This window comes from uncultured Fretibacterium sp., from assembly GCF_938040765.1.
Lineage (GTDB): Bacteria > Synergistota > Synergistia > Synergistales > Aminobacteriaceae > CAJPSE01.
Genome location: NZ_CALIAA010000241.1, coordinates 1 through 1,689 on the forward strand (window position 1 = coordinate 1; position 1,689 = coordinate 1,689).

The 1,689-nt window shown below is 58.7% G+C and carries 2 protein-coding genes; both read left to right on the forward strand.

The window, feature by feature from the left end:
- The first annotated feature begins 248 nt into the window (after positions 1-248).
- Positions 249-551: an HU family DNA-binding protein gene (locus Q0176_RS08350; RefSeq protein WP_299301450.1), complete on the forward strand. Its 303-nt coding sequence runs from the start codon at positions 249-251 to the stop codon at positions 549-551.
- Between the two features lie 134 nt (positions 552-685).
- Positions 686-1,579 carry a phosphatidylglycerol lysyltransferase domain-containing protein gene (locus Q0176_RS08355; RefSeq protein WP_299301453.1) on the forward strand — a complete coding sequence of 298 codons (894 nt, stop codon included), beginning with the start codon at positions 686-688 and terminating at the stop codon, positions 1,577-1,579.
- Positions 1,580-1,689: the final 110 nt, after the last annotated feature.

Sequence of the window (1,689 nt, forward strand, 5' to 3'; positions counted from 1 at the left end):
GCGGACGCAGAAGGCCCACCAAAACCAAAGGAAAAGGAGGGGACGATGAATGGCGTCGGGGGTGGCCGTGACCGAAGTCAGAAGCTCGCATGATTCTTGAGGCTTAATGGGACTGGGCACTATTGTTCATTTACACGAAAAATCCCCTCAAGAGACGTCCACATCGCTCTTTTTTGCCCCAAAAGGGCTTGTATATTTCATAAAGGCTGATAGAATGCAGAAAAATCTTTATTATGGAGGTGTAAGTTGTGACAAAAGCCGAGCTTATTGACCAGATTGCCGAGAAATTGCTTGTGAAGAAGAAGGACGTCACCCCCATCGTTGAGGAAGTTTTCGCTTCGATCGAGGGAGCCCTGGCAAAAGGGGAGAAGTGCACGTTCGTCGGCTTCGGCGTTTTTGAGGTCAAGGAGCGCGCCGCGCGCGAGGGCCGCAACCCTCAGGATCCTTCCAAGGTCGTCAAGATTCCCGCCAAGAAGGTCCCCGTATTCCGTCCCGGCAAGGATCTGAAGGAGAAGGTCCTGGCCGTCAAGGGCAAGAAGAAGGCGAAGTAACGCCTCCTTTTTTCCGCAAAACGGAGATTGCTTACGGAAAGCGGCCCTCAATGGAGCCGCTTTTTATTTTTCGTCTCCCCGTCGGACAAGGGCGGGGCGGAGCAGCCCGAAAGGGCCGGAGAGGAACCGAATACATGCTCTCTTTCAGACCGTTGACCTGGGAGGACCGGGTACCCTACAGCGAATTATACGGCCGCACCTCCGTCAAGTATGCCGAATACTCCTTTTTTTCTCTGTGGGGCTGGGGGGACACGAACCCCATGGAGCTGGCATGGGACGATACGCTCTGCTGGCTGCGCTCACACGGAAACAAGCCCGGGTTCTGTTCGCCCGTAGGGGACTGGGACGCCGCGGACTGGGACGCCCTCCTTCGGGAACATTTCGCGCCCGGCGACGTTCTGCTGGACGTGCCGGAGGCCGTCGTCGAACGCTTTTCCGATTCCCTCGCCGCCCGGGTCCAGGTTACGGAGGATCGGGACGAATGGGAATATCTTCATTCCGTGCCCGAGCTGATCGCCCTGAAGGGAAGCCGCTTCGCCCAGAAACGGGCCCATGTCCGCTCCTTTCAGTCCTCCTGCGACTGGGAATACGTCCCGCTCCTCCCGGAGGATTTTCCCGAACTCCTGGATTTTCAGGCGGAGTGGCTGCGGCGCAGGGAGGCCGACCCCTCGCTCTCCCTCGAGGACGAGGACCGGGCCATCCGGCGCGCCCTCGAGAGGTGGGACGATCTTCCCTTTCTGGGGGCCCTGCTACGGGCCGACGGAACGACCGTCGGCTACACGATCGCCGAGGAACTGGACGCGAAGACTTTGGACATCCGCTTTGAGAAGGCCCTCGAAGATTACGCCGGAAGCTACCAGGCCCTGAATCAACTTTTTCTGCAGAATCAAGGCTCGGACTACGCCTGGGTGAACCGCGAGGAGGACATGGGCAATCCGGGGCTGAGGGAGGCGAAGCTCTCCTATCATCCGGTCCGGCTGCTCAAAAAATACCGTGTCGAGATCCTGTCCGCGCCGCGGCAAGGCTGAGAAACTCCGTCCATGCGGCATCGAACGGCAAACGCGGTTCCCCGCAGAGGCGCAGGACAACGATGACCGCAGAACCCATCGCCCCCATTTTCCGGGGGCGTCATTATAAT

Bases quoted from the DNA above. Each gene is read 5' to 3' on its own strand.
- Q0176_RS08355 (WP_299301453.1), top strand. From the start codon at position 686: ATGCTCTCTTTCAGACCGTTGACCTGGGAGGACCGGGTACCCTACAGC.